The sequence below is a fragment of the Vibrio chemaguriensis genome, from assembly GCF_012275705.1.
Lineage (GTDB): Bacteria > Pseudomonadota > Gammaproteobacteria > Enterobacterales > Vibrionaceae > Vibrio > Vibrio diabolicus.
Genome location: NZ_SHOE01000015.1, coordinates 37,846 through 56,279, shown reverse-complemented (window position 1 = coordinate 56,279; position 18,434 = coordinate 37,846). Strand labels below are relative to the sequence as shown.

At 44.0% G+C, this 18,434-nt stretch carries 12 protein-coding genes and 1 tRNA gene; 10 read left to right on the top strand and 3 right to left on the bottom strand.

What is annotated here, in order from left to right; all coding sequences use genetic code 11:
* The first annotated feature begins 19 nt into the window (after nucleotides 1-19).
* The 7 genes from EX191_RS14980 to EX191_RS14950 all read left to right on the top strand — a co-directional run bounded on the left by EX191_RS14980 (nucleotide 20) and on the right by EX191_RS14950 (nucleotide 11,052).
* Nucleotides 20-2,440: an ATP-binding protein gene (locus EX191_RS14980; RefSeq protein WP_193448004.1), complete on the top strand. Its 2,421-nt coding sequence runs from the start codon at nucleotides 20-22 to the stop codon at nucleotides 2,438-2,440.
* A gap of 519 nt (nucleotides 2,441-2,959) precedes the next feature.
* Nucleotides 2,960-3,409 (top strand): L-alanine exporter AlaE, encoded by a 450-nt coding sequence (locus tag EX191_RS14975; protein WP_005390779.1) that lies wholly within the window; start codon nucleotides 2,960-2,962, stop codon nucleotides 3,407-3,409.
* A 143-nt stretch (nucleotides 3,410-3,552) separates the two neighbouring features.
* Nucleotides 3,553-3,640, top strand: a tRNA-Ser gene (locus tag EX191_RS14970).
* A gap of 359 nt (nucleotides 3,641-3,999) precedes the next feature.
* Nucleotides 4,000-5,637 (top strand): methyl-accepting chemotaxis protein, encoded by a 1,638-nt coding sequence (locus tag EX191_RS14965; protein ID WP_193447983.1) that lies wholly within the window; start codon nucleotides 4,000-4,002, stop codon nucleotides 5,635-5,637.
* Between the two features lie 463 nt (nucleotides 5,638-6,100).
* Nucleotides 6,101-7,240, top strand: a complete 1,140-nt coding sequence (locus tag EX191_RS14960; RefSeq protein WP_152812457.1) for an efflux RND transporter periplasmic adaptor subunit — start codon at nucleotides 6,101-6,103, stop codon at nucleotides 7,238-7,240.
* A gap of 2 nt (nucleotides 7,241-7,242) precedes the next feature.
* On the top strand, nucleotides 7,243-10,404 hold the full coding sequence (locus tag EX191_RS14955; protein WP_046874752.1) for an efflux RND transporter permease subunit: 3,162 nt from the start codon (nucleotides 7,243-7,245) through the stop codon (nucleotides 10,402-10,404).
* Between the two features lie 192 nt (nucleotides 10,405-10,596).
* Nucleotides 10,597-11,052: a MarR family winged helix-turn-helix transcriptional regulator gene (locus tag EX191_RS14950; protein ID WP_012841967.1), complete on the top strand. Its 456-nt coding sequence runs from the start codon at nucleotides 10,597-10,599 to the stop codon at nucleotides 11,050-11,052.
* A gap of 46 nt (nucleotides 11,053-11,098) precedes the next feature.
* Here the strand turns inward: EX191_RS14950 and EX191_RS14945 are convergent, their stop codons facing one another.
* A complete protein-coding gene (locus EX191_RS14945; RefSeq protein ID WP_085343589.1) occupies nucleotides 11,099-12,055 on the bottom strand; it encodes an AEC family transporter in 957 nt (318 codons plus the stop codon).
* A gap of 600 nt (nucleotides 12,056-12,655) precedes the next feature.
* Here EX191_RS14945 and trpS point away from each other — a divergent pair.
* Nucleotides 12,656-13,678, top strand: coding sequence for a tryptophan--tRNA ligase (gene trpS / locus EX191_RS14940; RefSeq protein ID WP_193447982.1), 1,023 nt, complete (start codon nucleotides 12,656-12,658; stop codon nucleotides 13,676-13,678).
* Between the two features lie 84 nt (nucleotides 13,679-13,762).
* Here the strand turns inward: trpS and EX191_RS14935 are convergent, their stop codons facing one another.
* The gene (locus EX191_RS14935) at nucleotides 13,763-14,719 is read right to left on the bottom strand and encodes an ATP-dependent dsDNA exonuclease (RefSeq protein ID WP_193447981.1); all 957 of its coding nucleotides are present in this window, start codon (nucleotides 14,717-14,719) and stop codon (nucleotides 13,763-13,765) included.
* Nucleotides 14,716-16,044: a sphingomyelin phosphodiesterase gene (locus EX191_RS14930; protein WP_193447980.1), complete on the bottom strand. Its 1,329-nt coding sequence runs from the start codon at nucleotides 16,042-16,044 to the stop codon at nucleotides 14,716-14,718. The genes EX191_RS14935 and EX191_RS14930 overlap by 4 nt, the downstream gene beginning before the upstream one ends.
* 292 nt (nucleotides 16,045-16,336) lie before the next feature.
* Here EX191_RS14930 and EX191_RS14925 point away from each other — a divergent pair, with 292 nt between their 5' ends.
* Nucleotides 16,337-16,603, top strand: a complete 267-nt coding sequence (locus tag EX191_RS14925) for a hypothetical protein (protein ID WP_109168505.1) — start codon at nucleotides 16,337-16,339, stop codon at nucleotides 16,601-16,603.
* Between the two features lie 155 nt (nucleotides 16,604-16,758).
* Nucleotides 16,759-18,387 (top strand): methyl-accepting chemotaxis protein, encoded by a 1,629-nt coding sequence (locus EX191_RS14920; RefSeq protein WP_193447979.1) that lies wholly within the window; start codon nucleotides 16,759-16,761, stop codon nucleotides 18,385-18,387.
* The last annotated feature ends 47 nt before the right edge of the window (nucleotides 18,388-18,434 follow it).

Here is an 18,434-nt window from a genome sequence, read left to right as displayed (position 1 = left end):
GGGAATGATTCACACATCTATGGAAATTCGCTCATCACTTAGAAAAAAAAGCATTCTCGCCCTAACACTTTACCTGTGTTTCTTTATCGCAACGATTGGTTCTGTTGCCTATTTGGTTGTCGAGCCTCCGGTTAGGCAAAAGCTAGAGCAAAACCTAGAGTTACGCACCCAACTGCTTGCTCTAGAGATTAAAGAGCCTCTCCTTAGCTCTACCGGTGTATTGAGTAGCCTTGCAGGACTCGCCCAGGGGACTGAAAATATTCAATCTCTCAACACGACAATTCCGCATATTCTCCAATTGAGTGATGAGATGTTCGTCAGTGGTGGCGTATGGCCTAAACCAGAACTCAAAGCTGAACAATGGCGATATAAAAGCCTATTCTTCAACAAAAACAGTGATGGCGGTATTGACCAAATTCACTCCTACAATAATCCTGAATCTGGCGGCTATGATAATGAACCATGGTATAAGGCAGCTGCTGACGCGCCAGTTGGTTCTGTGAGTTGGTCTACGGTTTATATCGACACTTTTACTCAGGTTCAGATGATTACTGCGTCTTCCCCATATTATCAAAACGGTCAATTCGCTGGCGTTGTAACGGTAGACTTATCACTTGATGCACTTTTTCAGTTTATTCGAGAGCACACGAACCTGCATTCTTTAGGTGTGGTGGTTCGCGATGCTGACTCGAACGTGATTATTGAGCACAACTTCCAACTAACAGACGAAATTTATGTCAGTGAGCTTGATTTCGGAGAGTTTGATTGGCGGATGGAAGTTGTCAACGCGAAAGCTAAAGTTGCCGATCAAGTGTTTGAACAAGTCATGAGTGTTGAGGGGAGGATCATTCCATTCTTACTCTTGTGTGTACTGGTCGGGTATTACTTGCTGAATCGTTACATTGTCGAACCGATTGTCCGTATTGCCGCTAAGATTGATGACTCGAAAACTGGCGGGATCATAGACATTGATTACGATAGCGAAGATGAAATTGGACAGCTCATCGAGAAGTTCAATGAAAAAACCATCTATCTAGAGCAAGAGAGAATAAAAGCCCAGGCTTCGACGAACGCTAAAACGGCATTTTTAGCCACATTATCCCATGAGATTCGTACGCCAATGAACGGTGTATTAGGAACCGCTCAGATATTGTTAAAAACACCACTCACCGATGATCAACGTAAGCACCTGAGAACACTTTATGACTCAGGTGATCATATGATGACGTTACTTAATGAGATTTTAGATTACTCAAAAATTGAGCAAGGGCATGTTGAATTCGAAAATACGCCTTTCCCAATTGAGTCGATCATCGGCAGCATAAAAAGTGTTTATCAAACACTATGTGCAGAAAAAGGCCTTCGTTTTAGAGTCGTGTCTCATTTACCAACAGGGCGCTGGTACAACAATGACAAAGCCCGTCTGCGCCAAGTATTGTTTAACCTACTAAACAACGCTGTCAAGTTCACCGACCGAGGCATCGTAGAGGTAGAGCTGACCGAGAAATCGAGCAAGGCAGGTACCAAGCTTATTCTCGCGGTGAAAGATACGGGTATCGGTATTTCTCAAGAAGCGCAAAAACGCATTTTCCGTCCTTTTGAACAAGCGGAGTCCTCGACGACGAGGCGGTTTGGTGGGACAGGGCTTGGTTTAGCGATAGTAAAAGAAATTGCCGAGCATATGGGAGGGCATGTGATTGTGCAGAGTCAAGAGAATGTCGGGACAACCTTTACCGTCGAGATCGCGCTTACGCCTTGTGAGCCTGGGAAAGTGGAAGCAGTCAATGCACATAAGCTGAATTGCAAAGGTTTGAAAGCGCTCATTGTCGAAGACAACCGAACAAATGCGATCATTATGGAAACTTTCCTAAGAGCCAAAGGCTTTGAGTGCACAAGTGTTGAAAATGGTCAGCTTGCCGTCGATGAGGTGGCCGTTCAGTCATTTGATTTGATATTAATGGACAATCATATGCCTGTTCTTGATGGTGTTGGGGCGATATCAGCCATTCGAGCGATGAGTTCGCCTGTAAAGTCGGTACTGATCTTTGGCTGCACAGCGGATGTATTCAAAGAAACACAAGAGCGCATGATAAATGTAGGAGCCGACCACATAATTGCGAAACCAATTGTGGAGTCTGAATTAAATGATGCGTTGTATCTCCATGCAGCACGGTTATACCAATACCAGTCGGACTTTGGTGATAATACAACGGATATCCTTGATGCGGAAAAGTGGCTACTAAACTTCTATGTTGCTCTAGATAATGGTCATCTCAACGAAGCGTTAGAGGCTATTTCAGCGATTATTGCTCAAGTCACTCCAGATGCTAATAAAGACGTTTCTTTAGTTGCCGAGCGAATAAGGCGTAACTTAAAGCGTCAGCAGTCTCCAAACCAAGATGATATCGATACATTAACGCTCTTGCTCGCATCATCATAGCTTAATCCATATAGCGCGATTCAACGCAATCATGAATTGTCTTTACTCTTCATACCTAACCTTTGGCTGAATCGTCTATTTTTTCCTTACTTTCAATGAGCTTAGCTCTGCTGTTAGATTCTGTCATAAGAGAAACGGTGCGGCTCTCAGTTGCGCTCACATCGGGAATACTCTGAATTTTTACAACTCAGTAGCATAAGTTATTAGAATGATCGTTTATTCCCCGAACTTTATCCTAACCCTCCATCCAAACAATCACTTATCCCACTTTTTGTGTAAGTTAAATCCGTATTTTTCTACCATTTTTACGTCATTTTAGGCGTTTTTAGTTGTTGGTGGTGAAAAAAACTACTTTCATTTTAAAAAATGGTTATAAATTTACAACTTGATTTCAAATACAGTGCCATACGCTGCTTTTTATGTGATTTAATTGCCTTATTAACTGGTCATGTATTTGTTTGATGGTTGATAGTTTTATTTTGTTTATTGTTGGTGGTATTTAATTTTAGGGGTTGGTTAATGAAGTCTCGCGGACCATTTTGTATTCGTCACGCCGCAGCGGATACCTTTGCTATGGTTGTTTTTTGCTTTATCACAGGGATGATTGTCGAGATTTTGATTTCAGGGATGACGTTTGAGCAATCTTTAGCATCACGTACACTATCTATTCCAGTGAATATTGCTATTGCTTGGCCGTATGGCGTTTTTCGTGATTGGGTGCTACGTCAGGGCAACAAGGTATCGCCGTCTTCATTTATGAAAAACGTATCTGATCTGGTCGCTTATGTGCTTTTTCAGTCTCCAGTTTATGCAGGAATTTTATTCGCAGTTGGTGCGTCTACAGACCAAATAGTGACCGCGGTGACAAGTAACGCCATTATTTCTTGCGGTATGGGTGTGTTGTATGGGTACTTCTTGGACATGTGCCGCCGTTGGTTCCGTGTTCCCGGTTATTCTCAAAGCATCTAAATGACCCAGTTTTGCTCAATTTAGTTACTTAGTGAGCAATCGAGTGGAAAAGGGCGCTTTTTTTTATGTTTAGCCTTGACCATCAGGCACATAATCATTAAATTAGCGCCTCGTTAGCCAATGATGCTAACAAAAATTGATTCGGTGAGTTGTCCGAGTGGCTGAAGGAGCACGCCTGGAAAGTGTGTATACGGCAACGTATCGAGAGTTCGAATCTCTCACTCACCGCCACATTTGAGCCCTAGCAGAAATGCTGGGGCTTTTTCGTATTACGCGACAAGTTCAATCCCAGAGCTGTATATCGTATTGATTCTCAATTACTCATTGAGTCGGCAAGCCCTTCAAAAAGCCTCCTTTTTTATTCATCTTTTGTTACACATTTTCCGTACAGGTAGTGCGTTTTTATTCGCATGTTGTGATGAGCGTTCCTTATTAAATTTTCCACAAAATCAATTAATTGTTGAAATTAGAACGCTTGTCAAAAAGTCATCAGATATCATGTTTAATAGAGTCTTTTACCTAATGGGATACTCTATTTGTTTGATATAATTTCTGGCAGTTTGTATACCATAATTAAAGAGAGTCTATTCATGTTCCAGAACTTAACGATCAAGCAGAAGATAGTGATTCCGCTGTCACTGATTATTGGATTGTTTATTGTGAGCTCTGTATTAAACGTTATGACAAGTTGGAAACAATCTGAGTTGAGTGAAACACTTAACGAACAGATAGTGCCGAACTTATTAACGATTGAGGATGCTTACCGCGATCTTTACCAAGCGACATCTGCAATTCAAGGTGTTGCTCTTTCTGATACTCAAACCGATATTGACCACCACATCGGTGAATACAAAGACAACGCATACAAAGCGCTGCCACGTATGGAGAAAATGATTGAGCTATCGCAAGCTGGCGTGATGTCTTCTTCACATGGTAATGAAGTGAGAAAGCTTGTCTCCCTAGGTGAAAAATGGTTGGCGAGTTATGAAGCGATGTTGCGTTTACCTCAATCACAATGGCTTGGTTACTACAACGAACACAAACACACCTTTGAAAATCAGTTTATCGAGGTAAGAGCGCAACTTAATGTTGTGAAAGATGCGATAGAAGAAAAACAAAGCCTATTGAAAGATGAAATATCTGCAGCCGCAACACGAGCAGAGTTAATTCTTGAAGCGGGCATTGTGATTGTTATTCTGGCCGCTATTGCGATGGCGTTTTTGTTGTTGCAAACCGTCGTGAAGCCTATCAACGATATCAAAAATGCGATGACAGAAATTGCTTCTGGTGAAGGTGATTTAAGTCAGCGAATCGATGTGAAAACACAAGACGAAATTGGCAATTTAGCGAACGCGTTTAATCAGTTTGTGTCTAAAATCCAAGCGACAGTTTCTCAAGTAATTGAAAGTTCGAATACCTTGCGTAATGAGATGGAAAATCTTAGCTCGTTGACCATGACCATCGCGAACTCGACCGTTTCACAGCAAAAAGACAGCGAGGCGGTAGCAGCGGCAGTGCATGAGATGCAAGTCACCAGCAGAAATGTCAGCGATAGCGCTAACGAAGCTGCGGTTGCGAGCCAAACAGCGAATGATGAACTTACCAATACCAATGTTATTTTGGATCAAACCGTTAGCTCAATTCGTAGCCTCGCAAGTGAAATCGAAAGTGCAAGCCACGTCATTAACACATTGGATCATGATGTGAGTAACATTGCTTCTGTATTGGATGTCATTCGTGGTATCGCAGAGCAAACGAACTTATTGGCGCTTAACGCAGCGATTGAAGCGGCTCGTGCAGGAGAGCAAGGGCGAGGCTTTGCTGTTGTCGCAGATGAGGTCCGCTCGTTAGCCAGTCGCACACAACAGAGCACGGGTGAAATCCAAACCATGATTGAAAAGCTACAATCTGGTGCGGGACAAGCCGTAGAAGTGATGCGTGGTAGCCAAAATAGCAGTGATGAAACAATTCAATCGGCAGGGAGAGCGAGTCAATCCCTTTCTGAAATCTTGAACGCGATTTCACGTATGAACGAGATGAACACACACATTGCAACGGCTGCAAGCCAGCAAAGTACGGTAAGTGACGAAGTAAATAGCAACGTACAAGGCATTGCAGATAGCAGTACATCTATTGTGGAAATCGTAAACCAAGCGCAAGCATCTTTAGCCATGTTATCAGAGCAAACCCAGCGCTTAGATCATCAGGTTAGTCAGTTCAAAGTATAAGCTTGAGAACTGCAGTATCACTGACGAAATAACCCGCTTCTTAGCGGGTTATTTCTTAGATAAGGGTCGAACCTGACTTGTGAAGGCTCGACTATATTTACATTCCTCTTTTACTTAACTTTGTATACCAGAGGGGCAAATAATCCTAGACAGCGGTGACAAACTCTGTACAGCGTGATGATGCTTTTATCATCACTTTTGCTGCTTTTTAACCATTGCAATTGCTCACAGTAAAGTGTGATTTCCAACCCAAAATCTTCAAATTTGAGAACTTCATTACACCTTTACTATAAACGTTTTTCGTAAGCGTATAGAACTGTAAATTTTGTTGTATGTACAACACTGGGTAATTATCATCCTAATTAATTTGTTCTGGATATACATCCGTTAGTCATCATTAAGTCATTCTAGAAGTTTTTAGCAAGGAATCTTGAAGGCTTGTAGGTAAAAGAGAGAAAAATTCATGAGACGTAAAACCACGCTATCTCTGCTGATTGCGTCGAGCCTTTTTGTGGTTGGATGTCAACCTAGCGAAGAAGGATCGAGTCAAGGTAGTGGTCCTGCGCCCGCAACCGAAGTTGAAGTGTTAACGGTGGAACCAACTCGCCAAGCGTTAACTGTCGAGTTGCCAGGTCGTAGCCGTGCATTCAAAGAAGCGGAAGTTCGTCCGCAAGTTACAGGCATTATTTCAGAGCGAAATTTTGTTGAAGGGGGCCTTGTTGAACAAGGACAGTCCCTATATCAAATTGATGATTCATCATTTCAAGCGGATTTGCTGAGCGCTGAAGCGGAATTAATCCGAGCTCAAGCAGCGGCAGAATCGACCCATGCCACAGTGAAGCGTTACAGAACCTTGATCACCAAAAAGTCCATCAGCCAACAAGATTTGGATGAAGCAGAAGCAGCATACAAGGAAGCGCAAGCACAGGTCCTAGTCGCAAAAGCTAAGATCAATACGGCAAAAATCAATTTAGATTACACGCAAGTGAAAGCTCCGATTAGCGGTGTGATCGGTAAATCGAGTGTGACGGCGGGTGCGTTGGTTACGGCTAACCAAGCAGCCAAATTAGCGACCATTCAGCAGCTTGATCCTATCAACGTTGATATTGTGCAATCATCCGCGCAACTGCTGCGTTTAAAAGCGGCTCTTTCCCAAGGTCATATGCAAGAAGATGACTCTGCGCAAGTTACATTGATGCTTGAAGATGGCAGCACGTACGAACATAAAGGCACGATGAAATTTACCGAGGTCAATGTGAACGAAAGTACGGGTAGCGTGACGCTTCGTGCTGAATTCCCAAACCCTGACGGTTTGTTACTACCAGGAATGTTTGTTCGTGCGACGGTTATTACTGGTGTTGACCCTGACGCGATTCTGATACCACAAAATACCGTTTCTCGTGATGCGACAGGCAAAGCAACAGTGATGATGGTGAATGGTGAGAACGAAGTGGAAGCGAGACCAGTGAAGACAGCCGAAGCGATCAATAATCAATGGCGCATTATTGATGGTTTGAAAGCGGGCGATAAAGTCATTACTGCTGGGCTACAAAAGGTAGGTCCAGGCAGTCCTGTAACTATCCAAAACGGTGAACAGGAGTAATCATGGCACGATTTTTTATCGATCGTCCGGTATTTGCTTGGGTTCTCGCAATTCTAACGATGTTGGCGGGGGTAATGTCATTATTCAATTTACCCGTCTCGCAATACCCAACGATTTCACCGACAACGATCACCATCAGTGCTCGTTATCCAGGTGCATCAGCGAAAACCGTTGAAGACTCGGTAACGCAGGTTATCGAGCAAAATATGACGGGATTAGATTATCTTCGCTACCTATCATCGAGCAGTGATGCATTCGGTAATGCGACAATTACCCTGACGTTTGATAGCGAAGCTGATCCCGATATCGCGCAAGTACAGGTGCAGAACAAGCTGCAATTGGCATTGACATCATTGCCGATGGAAGTACAAAACCAAGGTATCGTCGTGAATAAATCCAACACGGCGTTTCTCATGGTGGTGGCAGTTTATTCTGAAGATCCTGACTTTACAGAAAACGATATCGGCGACTTTGTTGTAACGAATATTCAAGACCCGATAAGTCGTGTAACTGGCGTAGGACAAGTGCAGGCGTTTGGTGCGCAGTATGCGATGCGAGTTTGGCTGGATCCATTTAAGCTTACGCAGTTCAACTTGACCGCAATCGATGTAGCAAATGCTATCAGTGAACAGAACGCGCAAGTTTCTTCAGGTCAACTTGGTGCAGCACCTGCGCAGGAAGGCCAGCTGTTGAATGCAACGATTTCGTCTGCAAGTCGTTTGAGCAGTGTGGAAGAGTTCCAAGACATCATTCTTAAGTCGGACGCCAGCGGTTCGAATGTTTATTTGAAAGATGTGGCTCGTGTTGAACGTGGTGCAGAAAGTTACGATATTCGAGGTCAATATAATGGCTTCCCAGCATCGGGTTTAGGTATTTCATTAGGTACAGGTGCAAACGCGCTTGAGACCGCCAATGCAGTAAAAGAGCGCTTAGACCAACTAAGTGCTACGTTCCCTGAAGGGTTGCAGATTGCTTACCCATTTGAAACGACGCCATTCGTCAAAGCCTCGATTCAAGAGGTGGTTAAAACGCTGTTAGAAGCCATTCTTCTTGTGTTCTTAATCATGTACCTGTTCTTGCAGAACTTCCGTGCGACGATCATTCCAACGATCGCAGTGCCTGTCGTACTGCTCGGCACCTTCGCTATTTTGTACGCGACTGGATTTAGCGTAAACACGTTAACCATGTTCGCGATGGTTCTGGCTATCGGTTTGCTGGTGGACGATGCCATCGTTGTGGTGGAAAACGTCGAGCGTGTGATGCATGAGGATGGGTTAGAGCCCAAAGAAGCGACCAAAAAATCGATGGGGCAGATCACTGGTGCTCTGATTGGTGTAGGTCTGACGCTTTCTGCGGTATTCGTCCCTATGGCGTTTATGTCTGGTTCTACAGGGGTTATTTACCGTCAGTTCTCGATAACGATTGTGGCGGCGATGACACTTTCAGTTTTGGTGGCGATAATTCTGACTCCAGCATTATGTGCAACATTACTAAAAAAAGGCGATGCTGAGCTTCTAGAAAAGAAAGGCTTCTTTGGCTGGTTTAACCGCAAGTTTGATGCGATGACAGCTGGCTATGAAACCGGCGTTGCTAAACTCCTAAAGCGCACAGGTCGTATGTTGGTTGTATTCTTGGCAATGAGTGCAGGTGCGGGCTGGCTGTTTATGAATCTTCCGACATCATTCTTGCCGGATGAAGACCAAGGCACGGTATTCTCAATGGCCATTTTGCCGCCTAACTCAACGCAAGAGCAGACGGAAAAAACACTTGAGAAAATGCGCGACTTTTACCTTGTGGATGAGAAAGACAACGTGAAATCCGTCTTCTCCGTTGCGGGCTTTAGTTTTGCAGGCCAAGGCCAAAACATGGGGATGGCATTTATCGGTCTGAAAGATTGGTCAGAGCGTGAAGCGCCGGGTGCTGATGCAGCTTCCATTACGGGTCGAGCGATGGGGTACTTCTCAACCATCAAAGAAGCACTGGTGTTTGCATTTGCACCTCCTGCGATTCAAGAATTGGGTAACTCGACAGGCTTTGATTTCTATCTTCAAGATTCGTTGAACAAAGGTCACGACGCATTGGTCGCTGCGCAAGGTCAACTGCTTGGCATGGCTGCACAAAACCCGAAACTTGTCGGTGTTCGTCCGAACGGCCAAGCAGATGCGCCAATGTACAAAGTGAACATTGACCACGTTAAACTGCGTGCTCTGGATGTTAGCATTAATGACGTCAACCAAATCCTGTCAGCGGCATGGGGCGGAGCGTACATTAACGACTATATTGATCGCGGTCGAGTGAAAAAAGTCATGATGCAAAGTGATGCGGAATACCGTATGCAGCCAAAAGACTTCGATTCGTGGTACGTGCGCAACTCAAAAGGTGAGATGGTGCCTTTCTCTGCCTTTGCGAGCGGAGAGTGGACGTATGGTTCACCTCTTTTGCAGCGTTTTGATGGTTTGCCAGCGATGAATATCCAAGGCGGCGCAGCTCCTGGCGTCAGTACTGGTGAAGCCATGGCAGAAATTGAAGCAATGGTAGAAAAGCTACCAGAAGGCTTCACGGTGAACTGGAATGGTATTTCGTATGAAGAGCGCCTTTCCGGAAACCAAGCGCCAATGTTATATGCGCTGTCTATCCTCGTCGTATTCTTAGTTCTCGCCGCTTTGTATGAAAGTTGGTCAGTACCTTTCGCCGTGGTGTTAGTTGTGCCTCTTGGTGTGCTTGGTGCTGTGCTCGCGGTAATGACGCGAAGTATGGACAACGATGTATTCTTCCAGGTGAGCTTATTAACGACGGTCGGCTTGGCAACTAAAAACGCCATTCTGATTGTTGAGTTTGCGAAAGATTACTACGAGAAAGGCGCTGGCCTTATCGAAGCAACCCTGCATGCCGTTCGTGTTCGTCTGCGCCCAATTATTATGACATCGCTTGCCTTTGGTCTAGGTGTAGTACCGCTTGCTATCAGCTCTGGCGTGGGCTCAGCAGGTCAAAATGCGGTAGGTACTGGTGTACTTGGTGGCATGATCAGTGCGACGATCTTAGGTATATTCTTTGTGCCAATCTTCTTTGTGGTGGTTGAGCGATTGTTTGATCGACGTGCGAGAAAAGAATCGGAGGCAGAGTTGTCTGAGACTAATCCTAAACCGGCTCAGCAAAGCGAGTAAGACTTGGTTGCTGTAACTAAGTTATACTGGTGATAATAAACACGATAAAAGGGCGCTTCGGCGCTCTTTATTTTATGTTTTCACTTGGTGGTTACCGTCTTTGACGCAAACTTGAAGGGGGAGCGTTTTGCCTTATGCAGAATCTGCTTACTCCTTCCGACCGAATGAAAGCCTAAAGAAGAACAAACGACGATGAAAGATCAGAAAATCTCCCCAATTTCCGTTTTGGATCAAAGCCCTATGTTTGTCTGCGGTGTGATGCAGCGAATGTATCGCAACCGTGCTCAAGCTGAGCTCTCTCGGCAAAATTTAATGACACTCGAGATGGCAAGTGCACTGGCCGCTTTGGAAGAGTTTCAACCCATGAGTCAGCAAGCGTTGGCTGACGCGGTTCGAACTGAGCGAAGTGTAGCAAAGCGAATGGTGGATAATTTGGAAAAGCGAGGGTTTGTTCAAGTTTCTAAAAGTAAATCGAATCAGCGTCTCAAAATGCTCAGCATGACAAAAGAGGGGGCAAACGCTTTAAAGCAAGTGCATCAAATCATGACGAATTTACAGAAAGAATTTTTTGCTTGTTTGTCTGAATCAGAAGCGAGTGAGTTTTTTCGTTTGGTAAGAAAGCTTACTTTTGCAAATCACGACCAGTAGCTTATCTTAATGCTATCTAGCGCGCCTTTACTGTATTGGTGAGCAATTATATTAAGTCGTAAAACTTAAGAAATAGAATGCCCAAAGTACACGTGACGGTAGAAAGTACCGTAGTGAGTGCGATGATATTTGCGGCTAATGTGGCATTGCCTCCCATCGAACGTGCCATGACATAACTGGCTGCTGCCACTGGGGAAGCGTTCATAAAGAAAAGAATACCTAACTCAATTCCTCGAAAACCTACTAAGTAAGCACCAATAGTGATCATTACGGGTGCCACGATGAGCTTGTAACTGCTTGCAAACCAAGATGGACCTTTCTCTTTTCTCATCAAGCTAAAATCGAGTGAGCCGCCCGTACACAACAGCGCTAAAGGTAATGTCATTTTGGACAAGTAGTCCCCTGCATCAATAACAACATTCGGCACTGGAATAGAGAGCAAATAGAAAGCCATCCCTAGGACGATTGAGATTATCAGTGGATTCCTCGTCAGTGTTCGGCCCATCATTTTTGCGGCTTGTGGGACAGAAGTTGCGCCTTTGGGAGATAAGCAAATTACCGCTTGGACGTTGTAAATAAACGTGGTGACCGCGACATAAAGCGCTGCTAACGCCACACCTTGAGAACCATACGCATTGGCAACGTAAGCGATGCCAATAATACCTGTGTTTGCTCGAAACCCACCCTGGATAAGAACACCTTGGTCAGGCGATGCTTTGAACAGAAGCTTGACCGAAAGGTAGGTGAAAATGAAAAACGAAATGCTAGCGATGACGCCGAAATTGACAAAGCCACTCGCCGCGGAAAAATCGTGTTCTGAAGCCACAATACTGACAAATAACATCGCAGGTAGCGTAACTTGAAACACCAGTTTGGAGCCTACTTCGATAAAATTATCGTTGATCAGCCCTATGCGTTTGAACATCACGCCAAGTATTAACATTAAGCAGATAGGGCCGGTTATCGACAAAGAGAATTGCAACTGATGTAGAACAGCTTCCATGTAAGTACCCGCAGCAAAAGAAAAATATTCCTGCTGTCTATTAAGCCATAAACTCTGGGAGACAGGACAGAAAAGTGATGAAATTTTCCTCTTTTGTTGTTTCCAGAACCATTTGCATTCCAAGTTATGGACGAGGTCCCAGTTTAACAAAGCTGTACTGGTTCTATGCGCGATATGTTGGTTTACTACTTATCGTGATGCATCCACATGCATATTAAATAAAAGGGTTGGTCATTGTGGTTATGGATAGGAGTTCATCGATGAAAAGGAAACACAACAAAACCGTACTTTGTGCATTTGTCTCAGGTTCGGTGTTTGGTGCAGCTTTAGTCATTGCGATGTCTTTACCAATGTAATCGTTTCTGTAGGCTCTTTGAATACTCACGCTAATTCAATACAAAAACAGATTGAGTTCAGCTCGATGTACTGTTAGTTTGAAAACATGAAAATACACGTTAGCCCTTCATCAACAACCTTCTTTTGGTGGCGCTCTAAATAGAGCGGCACGGAATACTCACATTCTTAAGCTGCTGGATGGTAGCTAAGAGTGTTTGATCTTTTTATCTCCAGTAGCGATCTATTAAATACTTGGAGATAAATATGAACACCATTCAAAGTACATCACAGCGTGAAATTATCCTGACCGGTGATCGAGCGACAGGTCCGTTACACCTCGGGCACTATGTCGGTTCATTGCAACAACGAGTCAAATTGCAAACGGAGCATGAGCAAACGATCTTAGTCGCAGACATGCAAGGGTTGACGGATAACGCCCACAATCCATCAAAAGTATCCTCCAATATTCTCAATGTTGTTGCGGATTATCTGGCCGTTGGTATCGACCCCACACAAACCACGATCACGTTGCAATCTCAAATACCAGCGTTAGCTGAGTTAACGATGTATTACAGCAATCTTGTCTCTATTGCCCGTTTAGAGCGTAATCCCACGGTTAAAAATGAGATTCAAAGTAAAGGCTTTGAGCGCTCTATTCCTGCTGGCTTTTTAACGTATCCAATTTCTCAAGCTGCCGATATTACGGGGTTCCACGCGACGTTGGTTCCGGTAGGTGATGACCAACTGCCGATGTTGGAGCAAACCAATGAAATCGTAAGAAAAATAAACTACCTGGGTGGAAAAGAGGTTCTTAGAGAATGCCGTCCATTACTTAGTGATGCACCTCGTTTGCCGAGTACTGATGGCAAAAATAAGATGTCTAAAAGCATGGGGAATGCAATCAACCTAGGGGCGTCTGAAAAAGAGATTTCTGCGGCGGTGAAATCTATGTATACCGACCCCAATCACCTGAAAATTGAGGACCCTGGCCAAGTCGAAGGTAATATTGTATTTACCTACCTCGATGCTTTTTATCCTGATAAAAATTATGTCGAACAGCTAAAAGAGCATTATCGACGCGGTGGGTTAGGTGATGGTTTGACCAAGAAAGTGTTAGAAGAATGCCTACAAGAGATGCTTCGTCCTATTCGAGAAAAGCGTGCCATGTATCTAAATGACAAAGCACAGCTGATTGATATTTTAAAACAAGGCAGTCAGCGTTCTCGTGAGAAAACTGAACAAGTGCTATTTGATGTGAAAGATGTATTTGGTTTGAATTTGTTCTGAATTAAAAGTAGAGAGTTGAACATAAGGCACGATGGCTTATTAGCAACGTGCCTTTTTAAGTTCCCAGTCAGTCAAAGCGCATTGTTAAGAAGAAAAAAATTCACGACGAAAATCCGCTACTTCTTGTTGGTAATACCTTTGCCATTCCGGTTCTGACAAATTCGAATGGCTTGTGGCTCTTTCTTTTCTGAGTCTGGACTCAAGTTGTTGCAATGCTTGTTGGTAATCTCTGACTTGCTCTTTTTGCTCGGCAATTTGTTGCTGACGATCGTGAATCTCTTCGCTTTCGTCCTTCGTTAAGTAAGTTTTTTCCAGCTCTGCGATGATAGTTTGGCGATCTGGAAAGCTCATGCTATTGGGTATCAGGGCGACTGCACGCTCATATTTTACTTGGTCGTTTGTAAGCCCGATAGCCTCTGCATTTTCTTGCCAGTCTATGATGAGTTGCTCGAAAGCTTGCAAAAAGCTTTCTGGACTTTGCGTGTTGAGCTGTTGGGCCTCTACATTGAAATCGTATAGGGCGAACTCATCCGCGAAAATAACATCAGCCAACTCGCCCCAAACGCCTCTTGCCTCGGCTTTAAGTTGTGCAATACGTGAGGCTAGTGGTTGTTGCTCATCAAACAACAAATTACCCACACTTTCTTGCCATTGACTGTTGAGTTGATGGTAGCTCGCCAAAAGTTGAAATCGTGCTGAAGATAAATAAGGCTCGAGCAAGGCTAACTGTTCCTCACAGTCGCGGTTCGACATGCACTCATGCCAAAATGACTCAAGCTCTGCGACGAGTTCTCTCCCTTTGAGCAGAGTTAGTCTCTCAGTCGTTATTTGAGTCGCAGAAGGGAGCTCTGCGGTCTGTGGTGAAGCATCTGCACTGGGAGCGATATTGCTTGTTTTTAGTGATGTACTAGGGCCGTTCTTATTTTTTGCCTTTGGAGCAGAAGCGGACACGGCCGCTTCTTGCTGCCCATCTTGACTGAAAGTTAAAAACATCATGCCCGCCATAATGGCGGACATGATTATCAACGCGATTTTCTTCATGGCTTGATTGTTGCGCTAACTGGGAAATGGTCAGAAAGATTGTAGTGTTTCCATAAACTCTCTGCGGTTGTACGCGGCACGTCTACACGGTTGTCATTGAATGATTTCACCCCGTATTCGCTACTCACCATAACATAGTCAAGGTATTCCACGTTTTCGCCACCTGATAACGCTTCACCTGCGAAGTTATTGATGCGGGGATCAAAGGTTGACTCCGTGTATCCAGAATACTGAGGTTCGATGGCGCTTAAGTTAGCGATCATTTGTTGGTAGTCACCAGGGAACTTTCTTTTGTTTACGTTAAAGTCGCCGCTGTATACCACAGTTTCGCTTGAAGGAATGTTGAGAGATTTAGCGAGTGCGCGGATTTGTTTGAACTGGCGCTGACGATACTCGCGAGCGGTGTCTGTATCGAAAGATGCGGTATGGGTAGCAAACACATGGTAAGCCTGACCACCTTTAATAATTTCCGCATAATTCACGCCTTTGTCGGCAAAGCAGTCTATGCCAGAGCAGTCGGGGAAGACATATTGCGCTTCATTCACGATAGGATAGCGACTGACAATGATCACCCCACCATCATGAATATTAACGCCTTCTTTATCTAACATCTTAGTTTGGTACGGATATTCCTTAGCTAACTCACGTAGGAATGCTTCACGACCGCTTGCAAACACTTCTTGCAGCGCTAATACATCATAACCTTTGACGTATTGAGGAATCAGTTTGTAACGATCACCGATGTGCGATGCAATAGCCGTAAGAGCCCAGATGTTGTATGTCATCAACTTAAGGTTTTGTTCTTCGTTATCGACAGATTCATTTACTTTGCTTGGTGTGATGGTGTAATAAAGATCGTCGTATCGAGCGGTACTGTCTGACTTAAATACCAGTTCGGTTTCTCGGATGCCAAAAGCGTTAGTGTTGGCACGATGAATATCACGATCATCTTTAAGAGATAAATCGACATCGGCCGCCGATAAGCCATATTCAATGGTTGAATTATACCAATGACCTTCCATGACTTGATTGAGTGTTATGCTTTCACCTTTAGGGCTAGAAACCACAGTTTCAAAACGGTAAGTTTGGTTGGATTTCACGCCTTCCCAACGATTGAAGCTCAATACAGGTTTGGTTTCCCACGGACCAAGTACTTGTACATGTTGCTGCCACTCTTCTCCGTATTCAAGTAAATCACTGCCTTCGTGCTTTACTTGAATAGTTAAAGGCTGATCAGAGTTATTGGTTAGATAAACATCTGTATCTGCAATGCTTGGCAATGCCACCAAGCCACTTAATAAAAGACCCCACTGCGATAATTTCATCTTATTTTTCCATCATTTGAACTAGAGCAATCATTCTTGTTTATAAATATTACTTGCACGTTAAATATGGATGACATCGAAGCCAGTACTAAAAATTGTTATCAGAATGTGATCTTTATTCAATGGTGAGGAGTTGGGGTAGAGAGTTAATGGTTGCTTAAGCGGTTGTAAATAATAGCGATGGTTAACGAATCGTACTCACTGCAATCAAGTTGTCATCTTCGCTCTATAAGTTGTGCGGCGTCATTCATCCAGCCACATGGCTAGAACTTAAATTGATAGATGGAGCACCATGGCTAGAGCAGTAAATCCAATCGATGAAACCATCATTAAATTACTACAAGAGCAAGGTTTGATTAGAAGCGAAGCAGAAGCTCGTTTAAAGAAAGAGGTATACCGCTTGCAGCCTAATGAGATTGAAAAAGTCAAAAATTATGCCCAGCACTTTGGCATCAACGCTAAAGAAAAACTCATCGATGAGATCTTAGAGTTGCGCCGGGAAGCGCTCATAAAAAAATGTAGACACAATACGGAGCATGCGAGCCTATCTCTAAAATAGCACGTGATAAAAATATCAATTACTGGTCAAGATTTGATCTTTCAGGCCGATGTATATAAGAGCGCTCAATGATATCGAGCGCAAAAAACAGTGTGTTTTAGAGGTTAAGCTTTCACTTAAGTGAGAGGTTTGGAAAGGCTGCAGGGAGAAAGTGCATGCGTATTAAAGACTTAAGTGTCGTAAAGAAAATATCGGTTAGTTATTTAACCGTTTTTGCCGTGTTTGGTTTAGTGTCAGTAATGTTGGTGCAAGGTTTGTTAACACTGAATAAAGACATCTCAGTGCTAACAGATAAAAGCTTACCTTCTGTTGCGATTTTGAAAGGTATCCAAGTTGATATTACTAAAGTGCGCAAAGATGAGTTCTCGTTATTGCCAAACGCAAATCACCCCAAAATTGGTGAGTGGTTAAAAGGCCTCGACCAATGGCGTTCTGATGTGCAGGCTGGTATTGCAGAATACGAAAAGCTCGATCTTAATCAGCGTGAAACGCAGTCTTTTAACGTTTTTAAAGAAACCTGGAATCAATACATCAAGGAAACGAAGACTTACAACGCACTGCTAAGCCAAGGTGATGCTGAAAGTGCAAATGATGTGATTTTATCGAGTTTCGATACCTACTCAAAAGCGTTGAGCAGCTTGGATGATACCCTCGCGTTGAACGATGAGTTGGTGAATTTGATTGGCGAAGAAGTACAAAGTGAAGCGGCATTTACACAATACAGCGCTGCTGTTGGTGCGCTTGTCGTCGCATTGGTCATGGTAATGTCTGCCATGCTGCTTTCTCGAGTCATCTGCGGGCCTATTGATCGAGCATTGGAATTCGCTTCCAAAATCGCCAAGGGTCAATTGAATAATCAAATCGACGAAAGCGAATTGAGCAAAGACGAGTTAGGAACGCTGCTCAAAGAGCTTGTCGGTATGCAAACAAACTTACATTCGCTGGTTTCTGAGATTAATGACTCAACGATTCAGCTAACGGCAGCAGTAGAGGAAGTGAGTGCTATTTCTTCTCAGACCGCTTCTGGTATGCAAAATCAACAAATTGAACTTAGCTCGGTGGCTTCTGCGATGACAGAAATGCAAGCTGCTGTAAGTGAAGTGGCACAAAATACTGAAGTTGGCGCGACCTCTGCTTACTCGGCAACGGAAGTGGCTAAACAAGGAACGGCGACGTTACAACAAACTATCGCAGTAATTGAGCGTGTATCACATACGATCCAAGAGTCAGATGAACTGGCACGTGAGCTTGAATCGAGCTCAAACAATATCAATGTGGTCGTAGATGTGATCCGCGGGATTGCGGAGCAAACAAACTTGTTAGCACTGAACGCTGCAATTGAAGCCGCTCGGGCCGGTGAACAAGGACGTGGGTTTGCTGTTGTGGCAGATGAGGTTCGTTCTCTGGCGCAACGCACTCAAGACTCCACTTCACAAATTGTGGAAATTGTTAATCAACTACAAGAGAGCAGCAGCAAAATAGGGCATTCAAGCCGTGATTGTCAGGAGGGCATTTCTCAGTGTGTTGAGCAAGTCAATGACGCTGATAGCCAGATAAAAGAAATTGAACATTCTGTCGATAACATAGCGCAAATGAGCACACAAATCGCAACGGCGTGCAGCGAGCAGAATTCAGTATCCGAAGAGCTGAATCGCAGTGTGGAGCATATTAATAGTGCCTCAACAGAGATGGCTGAGGGAGCTTCGCAAACGGCTGTAGCTTGCCAGCAGATCAGTAGCCTAGCGCACAACTTGAAAACTCGAATGGGTTCATTCCAGCTCTAGTTGTTGTGTTTCAGCTTTATTCCTAACCTCATTGCTACAAAAAATAA